Annotated in this window: 17 protein-coding genes; 15 read left to right on the top strand and 2 right to left on the bottom strand. The window is 38.3% G+C overall.

The genetic code is table 11. From position 1 onward, the window contains the following. Positions 1 to 40: 40 nt before the first annotated feature. From G613_RS0108105 to G613_RS0108065, 9 genes are all read left to right on the top strand, one after another. Positions 41 to 460 (top strand): hypothetical protein, encoded by a 420-nt coding sequence (locus G613_RS0108105; protein ID WP_029232189.1) that lies wholly within the window; start codon positions 41 to 43, stop codon positions 458 to 460. 88 nt (positions 461 to 548) lie between these two features. Further along, positions 549 to 2123: an HlyD family efflux transporter periplasmic adaptor subunit gene (locus G613_RS0108100; protein WP_029232188.1), complete on the top strand. Its 1575-nt coding sequence runs from the start codon at positions 549 to 551 to the stop codon at positions 2121 to 2123. 92 nt (positions 2124 to 2215) lie between these two features. After that, entirely contained in the window at positions 2216 to 2746 is a 531-nt protein-coding gene (locus G613_RS0108095) for a cell division protein SepF (protein ID WP_029232187.1), read from the top strand. Positions 2747 to 2837: 91 nt separating this feature from the next. Continuing rightward, complete coding sequence (gene aroB / locus G613_RS0108090; protein ID WP_029232186.1) at positions 2838 to 3941, top strand: 3-dehydroquinate synthase; 1104 nt, start codon at positions 2838 to 2840, stop codon at positions 3939 to 3941. Between the two features lie 18 nt (positions 3942 to 3959). Further along, positions 3960 to 4514 (top strand): signal peptidase II, encoded by a 555-nt coding sequence (gene lspA / locus G613_RS0108085; protein ID WP_081647822.1) that lies wholly within the window; start codon positions 3960 to 3962, stop codon positions 4512 to 4514. Next, positions 4498 to 5427, top strand: coding sequence for an RluA family pseudouridine synthase (locus G613_RS0108080; RefSeq protein WP_029232184.1), 930 nt, complete (start codon positions 4498 to 4500; stop codon positions 5425 to 5427). The genes lspA and G613_RS0108080 overlap by 17 nt, the downstream gene beginning before the upstream one ends. 48 nt (positions 5428 to 5475) lie before the next feature. After that, the gene (locus G613_RS0108075) at positions 5476 to 6108 is read left to right on the top strand and encodes an AAA family ATPase (RefSeq protein WP_029232183.1); all 633 of its coding nucleotides are present in this window, start codon (positions 5476 to 5478) and stop codon (positions 6106 to 6108) included. Between the two features lie 218 nt (positions 6109 to 6326). Next, positions 6327 to 6911: a DUF6033 family protein gene (locus tag G613_RS0108070; protein ID WP_029232182.1), complete on the top strand. Its 585-nt coding sequence runs from the start codon at positions 6327 to 6329 to the stop codon at positions 6909 to 6911. 133 nt (positions 6912 to 7044) lie between these two features. Next, complete coding sequence (locus G613_RS0108065) at positions 7045 to 9849, top strand: InlB B-repeat-containing protein (RefSeq protein WP_029232181.1); 2805 nt, start codon at positions 7045 to 7047, stop codon at positions 9847 to 9849. Between the two features lie 32 nt (positions 9850 to 9881). Here the strand turns inward: G613_RS0108065 and G613_RS0108060 are convergent, their stop codons facing one another. Further along, positions 9882 to 14132, bottom strand: coding sequence for a 2-hydroxyacyl-CoA dehydratase (locus tag G613_RS0108060; protein ID WP_029232180.1), 4251 nt, complete (start codon positions 14130 to 14132; stop codon positions 9882 to 9884). Positions 14133 to 14342: 210 nt separating this feature from the next. Between G613_RS0108060 and G613_RS0108055 the strand changes: the two genes are divergently transcribed. From G613_RS0108055 to G613_RS0108040, 4 genes are read left to right on the top strand one after another with little or no spacing between them, the layout of a single operon-like run. Then, on the top strand, positions 14343 to 16583 hold the full coding sequence (locus G613_RS0108055; RefSeq protein ID WP_029232179.1) for a transporter substrate-binding domain-containing protein: 2241 nt from the start codon (positions 14343 to 14345) through the stop codon (positions 16581 to 16583). Positions 16584 to 16595: 12 nt separating this feature from the next. After that, a complete protein-coding gene (locus G613_RS0108050) occupies positions 16596 to 17468 on the top strand; it encodes a hypothetical protein (protein ID WP_029232178.1) in 873 nt (290 codons plus the stop codon). 30 nt (positions 17469 to 17498) lie between these two features. Further along, entirely contained in the window at positions 17499 to 18275 is a 777-nt protein-coding gene (locus G613_RS0108045; RefSeq protein WP_029232177.1) for a hypothetical protein, read from the top strand. Then, positions 18268 to 18684: a hypothetical protein gene (locus tag G613_RS0108040; protein ID WP_029232176.1), complete on the top strand. Its 417-nt coding sequence runs from the start codon at positions 18268 to 18270 to the stop codon at positions 18682 to 18684. Before G613_RS0108045 ends, G613_RS0108040 begins: the two co-directional genes overlap by 8 nt. Before the next feature lie 105 nt (positions 18685 to 18789). Here the strand turns inward: G613_RS0108040 and rpmB are convergent, their stop codons facing one another. Then, the gene (gene rpmB, locus G613_RS0108035; protein WP_026487808.1) at positions 18790 to 18975 is read right to left on the bottom strand and encodes a 50S ribosomal protein L28; all 186 of its coding nucleotides are present in this window, start codon (positions 18973 to 18975) and stop codon (positions 18790 to 18792) included. A gap of 196 nt (positions 18976 to 19171) precedes the next feature. Here rpmB and G613_RS0108030 point away from each other — a divergent pair, with 196 nt between their 5' ends. Beyond that, positions 19172 to 19534, top strand: coding sequence for an Asp23/Gls24 family envelope stress response protein (locus G613_RS0108030; protein ID WP_029232175.1), 363 nt, complete (start codon positions 19172 to 19174; stop codon positions 19532 to 19534). Positions 19535 to 19565: 31 nt separating this feature from the next. After that, positions 19566 to 21341 carry a DAK2 domain-containing protein gene (locus G613_RS0108025; RefSeq protein ID WP_029232174.1) on the top strand — a complete coding sequence of 592 codons (1776 nt, stop codon included), beginning with the start codon at positions 19566 to 19568 and terminating at the stop codon, positions 21339 to 21341. Positions 21342 to 21375 lie beyond the last annotated feature (34 nt).

The raw sequence follows: 21375 nt of genomic DNA, 5'->3' as shown, positions 1-21375 counted from the left end.
TAATACATCAATAAATTCTTGCTTGCAGGAGGGTATGCCAATGGTTCAGTTAATTGTTGGGAAAAAGGGAAAAGGAAAGACCAAATGCTTATTGGATAAGGTAAATACTGAGGTTAAGAATGTTCTCGGTAGCATTGCCTTTCTCGATAAGAACACCAAGCACATGTATGAGCTTAATAACAAGATTCGTTTAATTGTTGTATCAGATTTTATGATCTCAAATGCCGATGAATTCATTGGTTTCGTAAGTGGTATTATTTCTCAAGACCATGATCTCCAGCAGATGTATTTTGATAGTTTCCTTAAGATTTCCTGCCTTGAAGACCAGGATATTACAGAGACTATAGATAAACTTGAAAAGCTTTCCGAGAAGTTCAATATTGATTTTGTACTTAGCCTTTCAATGGATGAGGCAGAAGTTCCAGAATCCGTTAAATCAAAGATCGTTATTTCTCTTTGATAATTTTCTGTGATATGAGAATTATGATAAGCCGCGGACAACCGCGGCTTATCTTTTGAAAAAATGTGTATGAAAAGGTTAGGGGAAAATGGCAGAGGGTAAACGCCAAAAAATAACTAAATATCCCAAAAATCTAAATAATATTAATATTGGTGTTGTGTTTTTTGCAGTAATAGCCATATACATCATTATTAGTGTTATTTCTTATTTCAGAAAAGAGCATATTGTCGGCTATGAGGTTAAGGAAGGAGCTCTTTCAACTAATAATATTTACGATGCGGTAGCTCTTCGTAATGAGCAGATTGTTGAAAGTGATACAGCCGGATATGTTAACTATTTTGCTGCCGAGGGCGGAAGAGTTGCTGTAGGAAATCTTGTTTATACAGTGGATGAGTCAGGACAGCTTCTTGAATTTCTTAAATCCCAGGGAACAGATGATGTTTTCCTTAGTGATGATGATCTCAGTGAACTTCGTTCTCAGATTGTTGATTTCAGATCTTCTTTTGATGAACATGATTTTTATACTGTATATGATTTCAAGGTTGGCCTTGATGGCACAGCTCAAAAGCTTTCAAATAATTCCATATTGAACAATATCAGTTCTCTTAATGCCAGCAGTGCCGCTCTTCAGTCCATAAACTATAAATATGCTGCAAATACAGGAATTGTTATTTATTCTACTGATGGTTACGAAACACTCTTGCCATCGGATCTTAAGCTTGATATGTTCGACATGGCCACATATTCTAAGAATCAGCTTATCAATAATGCGTTGGTTAAGGCCGGTGATCCGGTATATAAATTATGTACCAATGAAGAATGGTCCATTGTTATTCATGAAGAAGATCCTGATAAGGTTCAGGAAATGGTTGACAGGGGCTACATAAAAGTCAGATTCCTCAAAAATCAGAATGAATCCTGGGGCAAGGTATCCACTGCGACTAACCTTGAGGGGGATACCTTTGTGGTCCTTACTTTTACAAACTCAATGATAACCTTCTGCAGAGACAGAATTTTGAATGTGGAGCTTATTACTGAGGATGAGAAGGGACTTAAAATTCCAAATTCGTCTATTTCCAATAAGAGTTTTTATTTGATTCCTAAGGCATATGTTATCAAAAATAACGATAACACTGCCGGAGTTCTTCGTGATAAGTATGATGAACAGGGTAATGAGACTTCTGAATTTGTAAATATTACAGTTTACAATGAAAATGATACAGAATACTTTGTTAATATGGATGCTCTTAGATCTGGAGACATCTTGATCATGCCCGATTCCAATGAGAGATTTGCTGTTGGTAAACAGGATACTTTGGTTGGAGTTTATAACATCAATAAAGGTTATCCAGATTTCAGGCAGATACGAATTCTTTATCAGAATGATGAGTATTCGATAGTTAAGTCCAATACTATGTATGGCCTTAGCGTATATGATTATATTGTTCTTGATGTTGCCGCTGTAGATGACAACGGTGACAAGAATCAGGATAATGAAGCTGTTAATAGTACGAATTCCAATAATGCGGCTTCCGTAGGATCATATGAAAGTAGTACTGATGATTATTCTTTAGAAGAGGAATCCGGTGAGGATATGACTTCTTCAGAGGAAATTTCTTTGGAGGATTCTTCCACCGAAGAAATTTCTGAGTCAGGAGAGTGAAATTTAGGGCTTTAAATTTGACATTTTGCGTAATATTACGTTAAAATAATATGAGGTTTTGTTGGAGAAATAGTTACGAGGAGTAAATTGGTATGAGCGTAATGGATAAGTTTTTAAAAGCAATTCAGCTTAATGGGGATGACGATAGTGGTTACTATGATGACTACGATGATAGCTATGATAATGCCACATCCAAGATTGAATCTATTAATAGTTCTGCTCCAATCGGAAAAGATGATCCAAGCATAGAAATACCTGAAGAGAAGACCAAAAAGCTTGCACCTAAGGTTGTGCCTGCCAGATCTAAGAAGGCTATGAGCGGCGCAGGAATGGAAGTTTGTGTTATCAAACCTACTTCAGTAGAAGATGGAAGAGAAATCACAGATACACTTCTTGCAAATCGCACAGTAGTACTTAATCTTGAGGGCTTAGATGTAGATATAGCTCAGAGAATCATTGATTTCACATCAGGTTCTACTTACGCTATTTCAGGTAATCTGCAGAAGATTTCAAGATACATATTTATTATTACACCTGCTTCTGTTGATATTTCAGGTGATTTTCAGTCTATGCTCGGAGCTTTCGGCGGCGGTTCCATTGATGGCCCACAGCAGATTAACTGATATAATTTGAATACCAGGCTGTTGACATTTTGATTAATGGTCAACAGCCTTTTTAGGTGTATAAAGATATAATGATTACGGAGAATTTATAATGAGTGAAGTTTTAACAATTAACTATGACAAGAAGCCTTGCTATGACATTGTTTTTGATACTAATTTTGAAAGCCTTTCTTCATACGTTTCCGAACTTGGTTTTGAAGGAAGAAAAATACTGATTGTCACTGACAGCAATGTAAAACCTCTTTATGCAGAGGAAGTAAGCAAAGTACTTTGCAAGGTTTCTGATAACCTGTTTACTTATGAAATTCCAGCAGGTGAAGAAAACAAGAATCTGGATCAGATTTATAAGATATATGCTTTTCTTATTGAAAATCATTTTGATAGACATGACCTTCTGATTGCACTTGGTGGCGGCGTAGTTGGTGATATGACAGGTTTTACAGCTTCCACATATCTTAGAGGAATTGCTTATATTCAGGTTCCAACAACACTTTTGGCACAGACTGACAGTAGTATTGGCGGTAAAACCGGTGTTGATTATAATGGTTACAAGAACATGGTAGGTGCTTTCTATATGCCTCGTCTTGTATATACAAATATTTCTACACTTAATACTTTGAGTGACAGACAATTTGCTTCCGGCTTTGCAGAAGTAATGAAACATGGGCTTATTAAGGATCAGAATTTCTACTCATGGCTTATCGAGAACATGTACGAAATTAGTGATAAAGATCCTGAAGTAACCATGGAAATGGTTAAGCACAGCTGCGAAATCAAGAAGGCTGTTGTAGAAAAGGATCCTACAGAAAAGGGTGACAGAGCGCTTCTTAACTTTGGCCATACTCTTGGGCATGCTATTGAAAAGTCCAAGGAATTTAAGCTTTACCATGGCGAATGTGTTGCTCTTGGCTGTGTGGCTGCAGCTTTTATTTCCTGGAAAAAAGAGCTTATCTCTATGGAAGAGTATTATGAGATAAGAGATATGTTTGTTCCGTTCAATCTTCCTATTTCTATTGAGAATGTTAATGCAGATGAAGTAATTGAGCTTACTAAATCTGATAAAAAAGCGGACAGCAATAAAATTAGATTTATTTTGCTTAAGGGTATTGGTAAGGCATTTATCAGTACTGATGTCTCAGAAGATGAGATGAGGAAAGCTCTTGAAGAAATTATCTATATCGAGAACAATGACTAAGTAAAGGAACATGGTTTCATGAATAAGATTTCTAAGAAAAAGAAGATTTTTTTGGCAGTAGATGCCCTTCTTATTGTGCTTTTAGTATTTTTGGATCAGTTTACCAAGCATCTTGCAGTGGTTCACCTTCAGGACAAACCTGCTTTTAATATTATAAACGGAGTATTAGAGCTTAACTTCCTCAAGAATTCAGGTGCAGCCTTTGGTATGCTTCAGAATCAGAAGGTATTCTTTGTTCTGGTGGCAATACTTATTCTTTTTATTATTGCCTATGTATTATTCAGACTTCCTGATGATAAAAAGTATGACATATTACACATACTGCTTGTATTTATTGCAAGTGGTGCTGCCGGAAATATGATTGACAGAGTTAAGAACGACTATGTTGTTGATTTTATTTACTTTGTCATTATCAACTTTCCAATATTCAATGTCGCTGATATTTATGTAACTGTTGCCACATTTGTATTTGTCTTTTTATTCCTGTTCTATTACAAGGAAAGTGATTTTAACTTCCTGAGTTTTAGACAGCACAACAAATTTAGGGAATTTAATAATGGATCAAAAAAGTGAGTTATTTGAATTTCTGGTTACAGATGAATACGATGGAATGCGAATTGATAAGCTTATCAGTGAGCTTATAGATTCCTTATCCAGAACCTATATCAAAAAGCTTATTGATGACAAGAAGGTTTCCTGTAATGGTAAAGTGGTGAAGGCCAGTTATCATGTGTCTGAAAACGATGAGATTGTCATGGAGATACCACCTGTTGAAATACCCCAGATTCTTCCTCAAGACATCCCTTTGGATATCATATATGAGGATGGAGATGTAGTTGTGGTCAATAAGCCCAAGGATATGGTGGTTCACCCTGCAGCAGGGCATTACACAGACACCTTGGTTAATGCCATTATGTACCACTGTAAGGACAATCTTTCCGGTATAAATGGTGTTATGAGGCCGGGAATTGTTCATAGAATTGATAAAGACACTACAGGTTCTGTAATTATCTGTAAGAATGATAATGCTCACAAGGAAATTGCTCAGCAGCTTAAGGATCATTCCATAAACAGAGTTTATCATGCTATCTGTTATGGTGTTCTAGGGGATGACGAAGGAGATATAACAGCTCCCATAGGAAGAAGTACTACTGACCGCAAGAAGATGGCTGTGGTTCCTAATGGAAAATATGCATCTACACATTATAAGGTGCTTAAGAGATTTCCGGAGGACGGATTTACCTATATTGAATGTAAGCTTCAGACAGGCAGAACTCATCAGATAAGGGTTCATATGGCACATATTGGACATCCGCTTCTCGGGGACGAAGTATACGCCGGCGGAAGACATTCTAAGTTTAAAACGCAGGGCCAGTGCCTTCATGCCAAGACTTTGGGATTTGTTCATCCCTCCAGTGGTCAGTATGTAGAGACTGATGCGCCTCTACCTGAGTATTTTAATCATTTGCTGAATGTTCTTAAATAAGTTAAAATAAAGAAAAGGCTTTCTTATTGAGATAAAAGGGGTGAGTGTATGAATACAATTATTACGATTGGACGACAGTTTGGATCCGGAGGAAGAGAAATCGGCGAGATGCTGGCCAAGAATTATGGCATTAAATGCTATGATAAAGAGCTTCTTAGCAGAGCTGCCAAGGAAAGCGGATTTTGCGAAGAAATGATCCAGAACCATGACGAGAGACCCACGAATTCATTTTTGTATAACCTGGTAATGGATACATATTCTTTTGGCTATAATGCTTCAAGCTTTGTTGATATGCCTATCAGCCATAAGGTTTTCCTTGCTCAGTTTGATACAATCAAGAAAATTGCTGAAGAAGGTCCATGCGTAATTGTTGGACGTTGCGCAGATTATGCTCTGAGTGACTTTGATAATGTTCTTAATATCTTTATTCATGCTGATGAAGAGACTAAGATCAAGCGAATTAAAGAGCGCTTTGCAGATGTTAAGACTGATGATCAGGCCAGAGATATGATGAGCAAAAAGGACAAGCAGCGTCAGAGCTACTACAATTATTACTCATCCAAGAAGTGGGGAAGAGCTGACAGCTATGATCTTTCTATCAATTCCAGCATTCTTGGAATTGAGGGTACTGTTAAGTTCATTACTCAGTATGTTGAAGACTTTGAGTTTCAGAGAAAATAAGGCTTTTTTGATATATTGAAATTTTACTTCCAGATAAACTTTTTTATCTGGAAGTTTTTTTCGTTTAGGGTTTAATTTAATAAAGTTTTAATTGTTATTTGCCTTCTGGGATGTTACGGTGAACTTAAGTATAAGGAAAACTGTAATGGAATAGTATGTCCTTATGGTGTTTTGTCCCGTAGAAAGGATTCTACGTGTATTATTCAAGGAGGAAAGCTATGGCTAATAACGTTAATGGTAACATTAGCAGCCTGTATCGTGGTGTTGACAACTCCAGAGACAGGGTGGCTGGTAACAAGATCAGAGGCCCGGGAAAAGATACAGCAGAAAAGAAGGCTTCCAGTGTGGCTAGTAAATTTGGCGAGAGCGCCAAGGTTGAGTTTTCGCCGGAAGTTGAGATGTATGGCAAGGTTGTAGATCTTTTGCAAAAGAAATATGACAATGCCGATGTATTCGTAGCAGGACCTAATGATGATTTGTCTCAGATTGGCGGAGATCTGGAGTACAGTATTATCTTATCTGAGGATGAGATGAAGCTTCTTGCTTCTGACGATCCAAAAGATAAGGAGGCTAAAGATAAGCTGATGGGACAGATTGATGATGCTATGAATAAGATATCTGATCTGAACCAAAAGATCGGTGAAAATACCGATGATAAAGATGAGATTTCCAATTTTGGAATCCGTCTTGGTAAGGATGGAAAGATTAATTTCTTTGCTGATATTAATGGACAATCTTACACAGATACGTCAATGGATGCATTGGTTAAAAATATAGTATCTGCCAAAACAGCAACAGAATAAATTTCCAATTTAATTTCATATTCGTATAAAAATCCTGAAAGCTAAAAAACTTTCAGGATTTTTTTATAATTTAGTGCATTTATAAATGTTATCATAGGAGAGTGAAGTTTTATTTCGATGAGGAGGGAATATAATGAAAAAGAATTTCTTTGTTAGGGTAAACGCCATTGTTTTAGCCATTTGCCTGCTTCTTACAGCTGTTTGTACTCTTCAGTTGTGCGTGGTATATGCTAGAGATAATGGCGGTATTTTACTTTTAGTCGAGGCTGATGAAGGGGAAAGCTATAATAGTTCAGATTTTCAAATCGACGAATATTCTATGGAACAGTATGTAGAGCCGGATCCTGCGCTGGAAGAACCTCAGGAGCCTGATGTGAATAACAATAATGGCGATAGTGGCTCATCAGATGGAACAGAGAATACTGATACTCCACAGCAGAGTTCTGAACCTGATCCTTTTGATTACGATCTTACCTGTTACACTCCGAATCTTAAATTTGGAACAGTATACCAGAATGATTATGTTGATTACCAAAGATTCAGTATTGTCAACACAGGTGATAATGCATTCTTCCTTACCTGGGATGAGTATGATCCATCTACAGCCTTTGAACTTGAGATAGCGCCCGGTGGCGATCTTAATACAGTTCCCGGTTCACAGGTTCCATTTTATATAACTGCATATACAGATCTTCCTGAAGGTGAGTATTCCGCTTATTACGTTTTTTATTCAGGTGATGATATAAGGCAGCATCACAGGGTTAAAGTTACTGTTACTATGACCATTAAAAAGAATGCTCCGTATATTACAAGCGTAGAGATAATTCCTTCAAACATTACGCTGCCTTGCGGAAAATCATACCAATTTACAGCTAAAGTTACCGGCGGTAACAATTATGATTCTAAAGTAAACTGGTCAATTACAGGAAATAATACAAATAAAACAAGTATTAGTTCAGATGGAATCCTTAAAGTTGATGCAAGTGAAACATCCTCTACAATAGGTGTAATTGCAACATCCAAGCAGGACTCCAGGTATTATGCAAGCGCGATAGTAAATCTTCAGCAAGTTGATCATATGGTTAGCGTATCTGCTGATCCTGTAGGAGCAGGTGCGGTTGCCGGTGGTGGTGCGGTAAGAAATGGCGGATCTGTAAGAGTATCTGCTTCACCAAATAATAACTTTAGTTTTAGCGGCTGGTATGAGGGCTCAAATCTGATTTCTACATCTCCTGCTTTTGATCTGACCAACATCACTTCAGACAGGAAGATTGTTGCTAAGTTTAATAGAACTACCTGCTATATCAAAACAATCGTAAATAATTCAGATGGTGGAACTGTTACAGACAGTTGTACAATCCAGAGCGGCGGTGCAGTTACAATTACTGCCAAGGCAAAGTCAGGATTTGCTTTTAAGGAATTTGTAGAAAATAATAAGACTCTTAGCACATCTAGTTCAATCCAGCTTAACAATGTAACCTCTGATAGAAATATCACTGCAGTTTTTGTTCGTAATCAGTACAACGTTTATGTTGGTGTTACACCTCAGGATACTGGTACATACGAAGGTGCAGGTAAATATGATAAGGGGAAAAAGGTTGTAATTAAGCAAAGAGCATATGATGGCTACGAATTTGCAGGCTGGATAATAAATGGCCAGATAGTTTCTTATAATGACGAATATGTTATAAATAACATTGAAAATGATTTGAATATTACTGCCAGCTTTAGAAAGAAAGAAGCCAAGACCTATAAGCTTGTATCCGGAATTACCAATGAGGGTGGTGCAATAGTCCCAAGCGGTGAATATGTAGTGGCTGAAGGCGGAAGTGTAACTTATCAGATCGTTCCTAATAGTGGCTATACGGTAAAGAATGTTACAGTAGATGGAAAGAACATTGGACAGGCAGGAAGTTATACCTTTAACAAGATTGGCCAGGGGCATTCAATAACAGCTACCTTTGAAAAGATTCAGACTGCTCCAGCCAAGCAGAATAATACTTCTAAGCAGCAGTCGGTAGCTCCCAAAAAGCAGGAGACTAAAAAGACAGAATATAATGAAGATACAGCCAATCAGGGTGCACTTCCTGAACAGAATGTTGTTAAAGAAGAAGCTAAGGAAGAAATAGAAGAACTGGATGGGGAAACATATATTGAAGATACTTTTGTTCCTCTAGAAGAAACACCTGCTGTAATTGATGGTGAGATCGAGCCTCCGTCAAACAGTATTATGGCTAAATACGGACTTGATGATGCTCAGGTTAGAAAGCTCATTAATGATAATGCTGAGATGGCGCTGTTAAAAGAAGCATACGAGATAGGTACTCTTCAAGTTACTGTAAATAATACCTTTGCTTCTTATACACAGGAAACCACACAGGGACTTTACTACGATAATCCATCCCTTATTAACTTTGAGACTGTTGTTTCAGCATCACTTTCTGATGATGAGAAGATTGCAGTACTTAGCGGAAATCCAATTCTCTTTAATGTTAGTATTACAGATAATACTGCTACTGTTGATGCCAAGAACAAGAAACTTATGCAGTCCAAGATAGGCTATAAGCCGCTTTGTTACTTTGATTTCTTTATTATGAAATCAGAAAATGGTAATAGCGAAGTATTAACAAGAACAGGAGCAGAGCTTCTTGTAACTCTTCCTATTCCTGAAGAATACAAAAAGAATGGAAGAGAATACTGTATTCTTCGTAACCACAACGGTACAGTAGATATCCTAAGAGACCTTGATTATAATCCGGATACGATCACTTTCCGAACAGACAAGTTCTCTGAGTATTCTATAGCTTACGAAGCGGTAAATGTTAATAAACTAGTACTCCAGCTTATCATTGTGATACTCGTTGCACTGGTACTTGCACTTATTTGTTATATAAACCTCTGGAGAATCAGAAGATCTCATCGTAGACATTCCAGATAAAAAGAAAAGTGGCCATAAGGCCACTTTTCTTTTTATACTATCTTTTTCTCTTCGTCAACTTTACGCTGAGCGGTAGAGAGCATAAGTTTGATTCGGTTGAGCTGGTTAACTTCTGAAGCACCAGGATCGTAATCGATAGCAACAATGTTGCAACCCGGATACATATGACGCATCTGTTTGATAACACCCTTACCAACTACGTGGTTAGGAAGACAACCAAATGGCTGTGTACATACAATATTTGTGGCGCCTTCCTTGATAAGTTCTACCATTTCTCCTGTCAGGAACCATCCTTCACCGGTCTGGTTACCGATTGATACGATAGGCTCTGCATATTCAACAAGCTTGTAAATGCTTGTCGGTGGCTCGAAGTGTACACTTCTTTCGAAGGCCTTCGAAGCACCACTGCGAAGTTTCTCTATTGCCCAGATTGATGCTTTCATAAGTTTGGCTGTCTTCTTGGAGGTACCAAGTTCCTCAGCCTTATAAATCTGGTTGTAGAAGCAGTAGAGCATGAAGTCAATAAGATCAGGAACAACAGCCTCGGCTCCTTCTGCTTCTAAAAGTTCAACAAGATGGTTATTGGCTGCAGGAGCAAATTTAACAAGAATCTCACCAACAACACCTACTCTTGGTTTAACTTCATCTGTAATTTCAATTCTGTCAAAGTCTTCGATAATCTGTCTGCACAGTCTCTGGAACTTAATAAAAGACATGTGCTTAGCTGTAACGAATTCTTTTACAACAGGAAGCCATTTCTCATGGCAGGCATCTACGGAACCCTTAACCTTTTCATAAGGACGCATTCTATAAACACATCTCATGAAAATATCTCCGAATACTGTGCCGTAAGCAGCTCTTTCAAGCATTTCAAAGTTAATATGGAAGCCTGGATTAGACTCCAGCTTACTAAGGTTAAGAGAAACTACTGGAATCTGTTCCATTCCGGCTTTCTTGAGGGCTCTTCTGATAAAGCCTACGTAGTTAGTTGCTCGACATCCGCCACCTGTCTGAGACATAATGACAGCAGTTCTGTTAAGGTCATACTTACCTGAATGGAGCTCGTCCATAATCTGTCCAACAACCCAAAGTGAAGGGTAGCAGGCATCATTATTAACGTACTTAAGTCCCATATCAATTGCATGTCTGTTGTCGTTTTGCATTACAACAAAGTTGTAACCGCAAGCTGCAAAGGCCGGCTCTAAAATGTCAAAGTGTATAGGAGACATCTGTGGGCAGAGAAGTGTGTAATTCTTACGCATATCCTCTGTAAACAGTACTCTGTGATTAGCTGTCTCATTTATTGTTCTTACTTTATTCTTTTGCTTGCGTACACGAATAGCTGCAAGAAGAGAACGAACTCTGATACGTGCGCTTCCAAGATTGTTAACTTCATCAATTTTGAGGCAGGTATAAATCTTATCTGATCCGGAAAGAATGTCGTTAACCTGATCGGTAGTAACAGCATCCAGACCACATCCAAAGGAATTAAGCTGGATAAGGTCAAGATCTTCTCTGGTTCTTACAAAGCTTGCTGCCGCATACAGTCTTGAATGATACATCCACTGGTCGGATACAATAAGCGGCCTGTCAGGGTGTCCAAGGTGTGAAACACTATCCTCTGTAAGAACAGCTACACCATAAGAACAGATCATATCAGGAATACCATGATTAATCTCAGGATCAATATGATATGGACGTCCTGCAAGAACTATACCATGCTTGCCGTTTTCTTCAATCCACTTAAGGGTTTCTTCACCCTTTTTCTGGACATCTTTTCTGGCCTTATTCATTTCATCCCAGCCATCCTTAGCTGCAGCAATGATTTCTTCAGCAGGGATTTCTTTGAACTCCTTAACAAGTGCTGTAGTAGCAGTCTCAAGTGATGTGAAGGCCATAAATGGGTTTCTTAACTTAACATCGCCGTTCGTAATAGCCTCTACGTTGTTCTTGATATTCTCTGAATATGAAGTAACGATAGGGCAGTTGTAATGGTTGGTTGCACCTTCAACTTCTTCACGTTCATAGAAAAGACCCGGGTAGAAGATGAAGTCAACCTTCTGCTTGATCAGCCATTCAATATGACCGTGGCTGATTTTGGCTGGGTAACACTCTGATTCACTAGGAATGGACTCAATACCAAGCTCGTAAATCTGGTGAGTTGAACGAGGTGAGAGAACAACTCTGTAACCAAGCTTTGTAAAGAATGTAAACCAGAATGGATAGTTTTCGTAGAAATTAAGTACTCTTGGAATACCTACAGTACCTCTTGGAGCTTTGTCAGCTGTAAGAGGTTCATATCCAAAGAGTCTCTTATATTTGTAATCGAAAAGGTTTGGAATGCCTTCCGCATTTTTTACTTTACCGATACCTCTTTCACATCTGTTACCGGAAATGTGCTGACGGCCGCCTGTAAATTTGTTGACAGTAAGTCTGCAGTGGTTGGTGCATCCCTGACAGGTAGTCATGCTGGTTGTATACTCAAGACTATTGATCTGGTCAATAGAGAGCATGGTTGTTTTATAGCCTTCGGTCACGGAGAATCTATCTCTTGCAATAAGAGCAGCACCGAAAGCACCCATGATTCCTGCAATGTCAGGGCGAATAGCCTGAGCACCGGATATAATCTCAAAAGCTCTGAGTACAGCGTCGTTATAGAAGGTACCACCCTGAACAACGATGTGATTTCCAAGATCCTTGGCATCTGAAACCTTAATAACCTTGAAAAGAGCATTCTTAATTACTGAATATGCAAGACCGGAGGAGATATCGGCAACATCTGCGCCTTCCTTCTGGGCCTGCTTAACTCTTGAGTTCATAAATACTGTACATCTTGTACCAAGATCTACAGGAGATTTTGCGTAAAGTGCAACCTTGGCAAAATCCTGAACACTATAATCAAGAGACTTGGCGAAGGTCTCAATAAAGGAACCGCAGCCTGAAGAACATGCTTCATTGAGCTGAACGGAATCAACGGACTGATTTTTGATATGGATGCACTTCATATCCTGACCACCGATATCAAGGATGCAGTCAACTTCGGGATCAAAGAATGCAGCAGCATTGTAGTGGGCAATTGTCTCGACTTCGCCATCATCAAGAAGGAGAGCAGATTTAAGAAGAGCTTCGCCGTAACCTGTTGAGCAGGCTCTGGCTATCTCTACGCCCTGTGGCATCAGCTTGTAAATCTCCTGAATTGAAGATATAGCTGTCTTAAGAGGACTTCCATTATTGCTTGAATAGAAAGAGTAAAGAAGATCTCCGTCCTCACTTATAAGAGCACACTTAGTTGTTGTTGATCCGGCATCAATTCCAAGGAAAGCCTTACCCTTGTATGAATCAAGCTTTCTTGTCTTAACCTTATACTGATCCTGTCTGTTTCTGAATTCCTTGTAGTCTTCCTCATTTTTGAAAAGAGGATCAAGTCTGGAAACCTCAGCATCCATCACAATCTTATGTGAAAGCTTGCCGACCATTTCGTCCATTGTATAGAAAGTCTCTTCCTTGGCGTTAAGAGCTGATCCAATGGCTGCAAACAAATGAGAATTGTCTGTATCGATAGTATGTTCCTCGTCCAGATTCAAGGTTCTGACAAATGAAGCCTTAAGCTGGTCAAGGAAGTGAAGAGGACCACCTAAAAACGCAACGTGTCCTCTGATTGGTTTACCGCAGGCAAGACCTGAAATAGTCTGGTTAACCACAGCCTGGAATATAGAAGCTGCCAGATCCTCTTTGGTTGCACCTTCGTTAATAAGAGGCTGAATATCAGATTTTGCAAATACACCGCAGCGAGCTGCAATAGTATAGAGAGAATTATAATTTTTGGCATAATCATTAAGACCGGAGGCATCAGTCTGTAAAAGAGCTGCCATCTGATCAATAAAGGATCCTGTACCACCGGCACAGATACCATTCATACGCTGTTCAACGTTTCCGCCTTCGAAATAGATTATCTTGGCATCCTCACCACCAAGCTCGATAGCTACATCAGTCTTGGGGGCAAGCTCCTTAAGAGAAGTAGATACTGCAATAACCTCCTGTACGAATGGAACTTCAAGATGCTTAGCCAATGTAAGTCCGCCGGAACCTGTGATTACAGGATGAAGAGTAACATTACCGCTTACCTTAACCGCCTCCTGTAATAAATCGGAAAGGGTTTCCTGGATATTGGCAAAATGTCTTTTATAATCGGAAAAAATGATATTATGATCTGCGTCCAAAAGCGCAATTTTAACAGTAGTTGATCCAATATCAATGCCAAGTGTGTAATCCTTAGAAATCATTATAAAAAATCACCTCATGAATACTTTTTGATTGCTTTTCTTCTATAATATGTCGTAAAAAGACAATCTCTATGATTATAATGCAGAGAATCTTAAAAATCAATTAAAAATAGATTGCGTAAAATATAAAAGAATGCGAAAATAAAGGACATAAGCGTCTTCTTTTGTGTTATTATAAATTTATATGAAATTTATGGGGCGGAGTATTTCATGAAAAAAAGGATTGGCTTTATATTTCTGCTGATGCTTTCAATGGCAATCAGCTTAATTTCTTTTCCCAAAATTACAAGTGCATCCGGTGATAATAAGAAGACTGTGCGAGTAGGATACTATGAGAACGAGGTCTTTGAAGAAGGTGCGTCTGAAGGTGCCATTAAAAATGGTTATGCCTACGAGTACTATCGTAAAATCTCAGAATATACAGGCTGGGAGTATGAGTATGTTTATGCAGACTTTGTATCTGCCTATCAGATGCTTCTTGAAGGCAAGGTTGATGTAATTGCCGGGCTGGCGTATACACCGGATAGAAGTGATCTTATGCTTTATCCTGCAAGACCTATGGGATCAGAAACCTATAGTCTTATTAAGCATGAGTCTGATAACACGATTACATCCATGCCATCGACACTTAATAATAAAACTATAGGTGTTCTTAACAGTAACATTTTTGATTCTCTTGTTATATATCTTGATGAAAATAAGGTTAATGCTAATATTGTTACCTTTAATGATTATGATGAACTTTATGCAGCTTTTGACAAGGGAGAACTGGACGTGATTGCCGGCGAAACCGATGGCACTTACAGCAGAAGTCATGCAGAAGTCATGACAAGCTTTGCTTCTCTTGATTATTACTTATGTGTTAGTAAGGATAAACCTGATCTGTTAAAAGAGTTAAATGAGGCTCAAAATCAGCTTTTTATAGAGGAACCTGATTTTACAAGTCTTCTTAAAAATAAGTATTTTGCGGTTAGCCTATCCAGTAAAGCATTTACTCAGACTGAAAAAAATTGGCTTAATACAAATACTTCTTTAAAGGTTGGATATCTTAACAATTATCTTCCTTACAGTAATACTTCCAAGGATGGCAGCGCAGAAGGCATTGTTACGGATCTTGTTCCGGAGCTTCTTAAGAACTTGGGTATAAGCAATCTTGAAGTAACATATACGGGCTTTGACAATTATGATGATATGACAACTGCCCTTGGTAATGAAGCTATAGATATAGCTTTTCCCGTGGGTGGAGGATTGTTTTACTCAGAGGAAGATGGTATGAACCTGTCCAACCCGGTTCTGTCTTCTATAACAAACCTTATTTACAGCAACAAGTATATCAGTAGCTCCATCTCTGATTTTGCAGTTAATAAGAACAATAAAATGCAGTATTACTATGTCAAAACCCATTATCCGGAATCTACTATATCTTTTTATCCTTCTACTGAGGCTTGTCTTAAAGCTGTAACAGACGGAAGTGTTAAATGTACAACCCTTAACGGCCTTAGAACCAATGATCTTCTCAAAAACAGAGCTTACAGAAAGCTTTCCTTCAGGCAGCTTTCATACAGTGATAACAGATGCTTTGGCGTTAAGATTGGTAACGAAGGCCTGTTAAAGCTCTTTAACAGGGGCATCAGTATTCTGGGGCAGGATTATGCCCTTAATCTAGCTTATCAATATTCGGAAAAGCTTTATAAAGTTTCGTTTATTGACAAGTTAATTGATAATCTTTGGATTGTTACTATACTTGTTACCATAATAGTTATTCTTATAGTCGCTTTCCATGTAAGGGATAAGTCCAGATCTATTCAGGTGTTAAAAGAAAAAGAGTCTGCAAGAATTGATATGGAAAATGCTAATAGATCTAAAACTGTTTTCCTGACTAGATTGTCTGAGGACATGAGAGGCTCTGTAGAAGGTATTGCTGCAAATGTTAACATTGCCTATGAGCATGTTGATGATCCAAATGCAACTTCTTTCCTGGACAGAGTAAACAAATCCTGTGAGCATCTCTTATGGCTTATAGATGATATTCATGACTTCAGCAGTGTTGAAAGTGGCCAGTATTTAAGCGATAATCAGAATATTAAATTCAGAGAATTTATAAATGATCTGAAAAATTCATCATCTGAAAACATAATCGACACAATTGGGAAGTATAATTTCTATGGTAAGCGAATTCTAATAGTTGACAGTATAGAAGATGTCAGAGTAGCTGCTGCCAGGCTGCTTAAGGAAAGCGGTTTTGAAGTAAAGATTGCTACTGACAGCTCAGAGGCTGTTGCTATTATTAAGGCTGCACCTGCGAATTATTTTGATTTTATACTTATGGATATTCAGGCTCCTAACACCGAAGGTTATGAGGCTGCAAGACAGATTCGTAATCTTGAGGATAGGGATAAGGCAAGTATCCCTATGATTGCAGTGACAGCAGATGTTTTCAAAAAAATTTAAAGAGGTATATTAATGAATAAGTTTATAAACGATCTTGAAAGAAAATTTGGAAAGTATGCGATTCCAAATCTTTCAATGTATATCGTAGCTCTTTATGCGATTGGATATGTGCTTGTGGGATTTGCTCCATCCAGCCTTAATCTTCCGTATTATTTATCTCTTAATCCTGAGAGAATACTTCACGGACAGGTATGGAGACTGGTTTCATGGCTTATTATACCGCCAACCGCTGTAAGTCTTCTTGTTATCATTACTTTGATTTTCTATTATTTTGTAGGTTCCAACATGGAGAGAACCATAGGAACCTTTAGATATAATCTGTTTATCTTTTCCGGAATAATACTGATGATAATAGGTGCGTTTGCTGCCTATGGTATCTATAGCATTTTCTGGCCCCTTCAGGCTGCAGAGGTGATGCTGTACACATCATCATATTTTAATGTTTACTACATCCAGCAGATTGTATTTTTGGCTTTTGCGATTTTGTATCCTAATGTGCAGGTTCTTTTGATGTTTATTATTCCTATCAAGGTTAAGTACATGGGTATTGCCTATGGAGCACTTCTTGTTTGGGAAGGCGTATCAGGACTTATAAATCATAACTACAGTATTTTCTTTGCTATTGGTTCACAGCTTCTGAATCTGTTTCTTTTCTATTTGCAGCTTGGAAAACTGTTCAGATTTAAACCTAAGGAAGTTAAGAGAAGAACTGAGTTCCAAAAGAATGCCAAGATTATGCCGAGAGGCGTAACAAGACATAAATGCGCTGTTTGCGGAAGAACTGAAGAAACCAATCCTGATCTTGAGTTTAGATTCTGCTCAAAGTGTAACGGTAACTATGAGTATTGTCAGGATCATCTTTTTACGCATCAGCATGTTAATTAAAACAGAAAGGTTTATGACAGTTTAATATATATGGGAAATATTGATAATAAGGAAAAAGAATTTGCGGAAATTTTAAAGCTTGTAACAAGGACCGCAAGAGAAAATAAAAATATCATCTCAAGCCAGCAGGTTAGGGATGCTTTTGCAGAGCTTGAACTTGATGACAAGCAGTTTGAAATGGTATTTGAATACTTAAAGAGCCACAAAATCGGAGTGGACGAAGAGGCTGTTTTTGATGAGGAAGTGCTTACAGATGAGGAGCACAACTACCTTAATTCCTATCTTGAAAGTTTAAAAGAACTTCCGACATATAATGAGGGAGAAAAGACTGCAATTTCAATGTCTGCTATTTCGGGAGACAAGGATGCTCAGAATAAGCTTATTGAAATGTATCTTCCCCTTGTGGTTGATGTAGCCAAGATGTATACAGAACAGGGCGTATATTTGGAAGATCTTATCGGTGAAGGAAACTTTGCACTTACCAAGGGCGTTACTATGCTGGATGCAGTGGGAGAGCCTTCTGAAGTTGAGAGCTTTTTGTACAAACTGATGTTAGACGCCATGGAGGCAGTTATTGAAAATAATTTGGCAGAGGACGCAGGAGAGAAGAAGGTTCTTGACCTTGTTCAGGAAGTTGCCGATAAGGCCAGTGAACTTGCCCAGGATCTTAGAAGAAAAGTTTCTGTCAAAGAGCTTATGGATGAGACTGGTTGGGATGAAGATAAGATTAGAAGCGCTATTAAGTTTAGCGGTGACAATATAGAAGATTTGGACAGCGGCGAAGATAAGAAGAAACAGAATGAATAATATAGTTAACGAAGACGATTTTAAGTATTACATGCAAGACATAGAGAGATATTATTTTGGAGCCCGGTATGATTATAACGAGCTCCTTAATAATGAGATGGTTCCTTTTAAATTCAAGACTATCATAACCAAATATATAAAAGATGATGTTGATTATGATACTACTCTTGAAAGTCATCTTTTTTATATTACTAATGAAAAATATGATTATAGGATTTACAAACAGCTAAGGGCCAAAGTAAGAGTGTCACAGTACAAGAATCCGGATAACCAGGCTAAGGGCTTTAAGGAAAAAGTATATACTATAGAGCAGCTTTCCAAGATTTCTCCTGAAGATAAATTAAAAGAGGGGATTATAATAAGGGAACTTATAATATCTAAACTTGCTTTGTTTGGATTTTCTGTTTGATAAAAGATAATAGAAGATAAGTATTTATCTTATTTAATTCGAATTTTGAGCATAAAAAAACCACCTGAATTATCAGGTGGTAATTTTTTGATTCAAATCAGTAGATTAAGCTCTTTCTACTTTATTTGATCTAAGACAGCTTGCGCAAACGTGCATTCTCTTAGTAGAGCCATTAACCTTACAAGCAACGTGCTGAACGTTTGACTTCCAAACTCTATTAGATCTTCTATGAGAATGGCTTACGTTGTTTCCGAAATGAACGCCCTTGCCACAAATATCACATTTAGCCATTTTGACACCTCCTTATAAGCCATGTAATGTTTAAATCTAATAACTAACGTGCGTGTTTATCCGCAACATTGATATATTAGCAGAAAGTAATTCATAATGCAAGCAAATATTTCAAAAAATATGGTGGTTTTTTTATAAAACTGCTATTATAATACTATATGTATGCGAAAAAATGGCATTATTAAGGAGGAATTATATGAAGGCTTCTATAGTGAATACGCATATGGGAAATATTTCTATTGATAATGAAGTTATTGCCCAGTACGCAGGCGCAGTTGCCATGGAGTGTTTTGGAATAGTCGGCATGGCAAATGTTAATGTCAAGGACGGACTTGTAAGCCTCTTGAAGCTTGACTCTATGACCAGAGGCATCAATGTAACTCTTGATGATAATAACAAGTTAAGACTTGACTTCCATGTTATAGTAGCTTATGGTGTTAGCATTTCTGCTGTGTCAGAAAATCTTATTGATACAGTTAAATATAAGGTAGAGGAATTTACGGGGCTTGAAATCGAGAAGATCAATATCTACATCGAAGGCGTCCGTGTAATTGACTAATTCGATTGCAAGTTCTAGGAGGAATTTTATTTTGAGTAACAATGCTATTGACGCTAAGATGCTGTCAAAAATGTTTTTGACCGGTGCCAAGAACCTTGAGGCTAAAAAGGAATGGATCAATGAACTTAATGTTTTCCCTGTTCCTGATGGCGATACTGGCACAAATATGACGATGACTATCATGTCTGCAGCCAAGGAAGTAAGTGGACTTGGTGAGAGTGCAAGCATGGAAGCTATCTGCAAGGCAATTTCATCCGGATCACTTCGCGGAGCTAGAGGTAACTCGGGAGTTATTTTATCCCAGCTTCTTAGAGGATTTACCAAGGTTGTTAAGACTCACGACGAAGTTGACGTTAAGATTTTGGCAGAAGCTTTTGATAAGGCTGTAGAGACTGCTTACAAGGCAGTTATGAAGCCTAAGGAAGGTACAATTCTTACTGTAGCTAAGGGTGCAGCTGAAAAGGCTCATGAACTCTCAGTAGAGGGTGTTAATGATATCGAGAAGTTCGGTGAGGAAGTAATCAAGTACGCTGATGAAGTTCTTGCCAAGACTCCTGATATGCTTCCAGTACTTAAACAGGCTGGTGTTGTAGATTCAGGTGGACAGGGACTTATGCAGGTTCTGAAGGGAGCCCTTGATGGTTTCCTTGGCAAAGAGATTGACCTTTCTATTCCAGAAGAGCAGGTTACTCCCGGCGCCAGAACCAAGGCAGAGGCCAAGGAAGAAGATATAAAATTCGGTTATTGTACTGAGTTTATTGTTCTTCTTAATAAACCTCTTAATGTTAAGCAGGAAATTGATTTCAAGGGATTCCTTGAATCTATCGGAGATAGTATTGTTCTTGTAGCAGATGATGAGATCTGTAAGGTTCACGTTCATTCAAATGATCCTGGACTTGCTATACAGAGAGCTCTTATGTATGGTCAGCTTTCTAATATGAAGATTGACAACATGAGAATGGAGCACAGAGAGAAACTCTTCCATGAGAATAATGACGGCTCTTGGGCAGAGATTAAGACAGAGATAAATGGTGCCGCTGAACTTACACCTACATATTCCAAGGATGATGATATTCCACTTGGAAAGCCTGTTGAATTCGGCGACAAGAAGGTGGAAGCTCCTGCAGAGCCTCGTAAGGAAATCGGATTCGTTACTGTTTGTGCTGGTTCAGGACTTGCTGAGCTCTTCAGAGGTCTTGGTGTTGACTACGTAATTGAGGGTGGTCAGACCATGAACCCTAGTACAGCAGATATTCTTGATGCAGTAGACAAGGTTAATGCAGATACTGTTATTGTTCTTCCTAATAATAAGAACATTATCCTGGCTGCTAATCAGGCTGCTATTATGTCTGAGGATAATGAGGATGGCAAGAAGATTGTTGTTGTACCAAGTAAGACAGTTCCTCAGGGAATCACAGCAATTATTAACTATGTACCTGAGACACCAGTTGGAGACGTCGTAGCAGCTATGACAGAATCTCTTTCAACTGTAAGCACAGGTGAAGTTACCTATGCTGTAAGAGATACCAAGATTGATGATGTTGAGATCAAGCAGGGCGACTACATGGGAATCGGCGATGCCGGAATTCTTGCAGTTGGCGGAGAGATTGCTGATGTAACCTTTGATATGCTTGATAAGATGATGAGTGAGGATCGCGAGCTCATCAGTATCTATTACGGAAGTGACGTTGATGAGAAAGACGCTGAATCTTTGAGAGACAGAATCAGTGAGAAGTTCTCTCAGTGTGATGTTGAGCTTCAGTTTGGCGGTCAGCCAATTTATTACTATATTGTTTCTGCTGAATAAGTTGTAAACTTTGGAGCCGGGCTATTTTGGCCCG

The sequence above is a fragment of the Butyrivibrio sp. VCB2006 genome (assembly GCF_000420945.1).
Taxonomy (GTDB): Bacteria; Bacillota; Clostridia; order Lachnospirales; family Lachnospiraceae; genus Butyrivibrio.
This window is presented reverse-complemented; position numbering and strand designations above follow the sequence as displayed.